The 1,545-nt window shown below is 75.6% G+C and carries 3 protein-coding genes; all 3 read right to left on the bottom strand.

The window, feature by feature from the left end; translation table 11 throughout:
* On the bottom strand, nt 1–259 hold a 259-nt coding region (locus L0B03_RS17660), incomplete at its 3' end, for a hypothetical protein (protein WP_250448294.1).
* Nucleotides 260–296: 37 nt separating this feature from the next.
* Nucleotides 297–1,256 carry a YafY family protein gene (locus tag L0B03_RS17655; RefSeq protein WP_250448292.1) on the bottom strand — a complete coding sequence of 320 codons (960 nt, stop codon included), beginning with the start codon at nt 1,254–1,256 and terminating at the stop codon, nt 297–299.
* Nucleotides 1,249–1,545, bottom strand: a 297-nt coding sequence (locus tag L0B03_RS17650) for a WYL domain-containing protein (RefSeq protein WP_374205024.1), incomplete at its 5' end; no start/stop codon positions are given. The genes L0B03_RS17650 and L0B03_RS17655, both read right to left, overlap by 8 nt.

Here is a 1,545-nt window from a genome sequence, read left to right as displayed (position 1 = left end):
GGGCCGTGGCGAGCTTGGCCGCCGCCCGCCTGGCCCGTGCCGGCTCGGGGTCGCTCAGCTCGACGGGCTGCACCGGGTGCAGCGCGAGGGCGAGGCGCTCGAGCTCCTCGGCGCGCTCGGCCACGGCCCCCATCACCTCGCCCGCCCGCTCGATCTCGACGAGCAGCGCGCGGCCTGAGCGGTAGACGTGGCGCAGCAGGAAGAAGGCCCCCACGAGGGAGCCCAGGACCAGAGCTGTCCAGACGAGGAACCAGAGCACCGGCCCAGGCTAGTGGGTCCGTGGGCGGCGTGCGGGATCAGGCGTCGTAGGCCTCGAGCGCGCGAGCCGCCGAGCCCGCGGCCTCGTGGGCCAGGGCCGCCGGTTCGACCGCGCGCACGTGGTCGGCGAGCCGCAGCAGCAGGTGCCGCAGCCAGGCGGGCGAGGCCAGGCGCAGGGTGACCTCGAAGCTGCCGTCCTCGCCCTCCACGATCTCCTCGACCGGGAGCTGCTCGGCGACCCAGCGGGCCCGCCCGTCGAGGGCGATCCGCACACGGTCGTGCTCCTCGGTGGGCCGGAAGGTGCCCGCCTCCCGGCTCGCGGAGGGCCGGGTGGTCACCGGTTCGTCGAGCTCGGTGAGCTCGAGGATCCGGTCCAGACGGAACTGCCGCTCGCCGCGCGCCGCATGGCACCAGGCCACGAGGTAGGAGCGCTCGTCGCCGGTCAGGAGGTGCCACGGGTCCACGTCCCGCACCGTCACCGCGTCGGCGGCATCCACGTAGCGCAGGCGCACGCGGCGCCCGGTCGTGAGCGACGCCCGCACCCGGCCGAGCACCTCGGGGGCGGCCTCGACCGCGAGGTGCACGTCCATGGTCGCCGCAGCGTCCCCCGTGGCCGCGGTGAGCACCTCGAGGGTGCTGCTCAGCACGTCCCGCTGGGCCGGGTCCAGCGCGTCGCCGAGGGCCTCGCTCAGGGCACGCAGCGCCGCGACCAGGGTCACGGCCTCCCGGGTGCCGAGCCGCAACGCGTGCTCCATCCCGCGGGCCTGGGTGAGCCGCACCACTCCCGACTCGAGCGAGCCGGCGTCGAAGTCGATCAGGTCGTCGGGCCAGTACCCCGGCGTGCCGGACATCCACAGGGTGTCGACGTCACGCAGGACCTGCTCGGAGCTGACGGCGAAGTGACCGGCCACCTGCTCGACGCTCACCCCGGGGTTGCGGTCGAGGTAGGCCACCATGCCGAGAAGACGCACGAGGCGTTCCGGGGTGCGCTCAGCCACGGTTCTCCCCTGCCAGCCGCTCGCCCATCTCGACGGCTGCTCGCAACCGGGCGACGACCGCCTCGCGCAACGGGGCGGGCCCGAGCGCGACGACGGCGTCGGTGTATCCGGTGATCTCGTCGGCCAGGGCCGCGGTGCGGTCGTAGGGCACGGCGATCAGGTCCATGCCTCGAGGGACCGGGCCGTCGGGTGGCACGGGCGGCTCCGGGTGGGCGCGGGCGCGCAGGGCGCCGGCACGGTCCTGGGCCACCGCGAGCACCGCGACCCGCGTCTCGCGGGCCTGGGCGCT

Source organism: Actinotalea sp. C106, from assembly GCF_023630195.1.
In the GTDB taxonomy this organism is placed as follows: Bacteria; Actinomycetota; Actinomycetes; order Actinomycetales; family Cellulomonadaceae; genus Actinotalea.
This window is presented reverse-complemented; position numbering and strand designations above follow the sequence as displayed.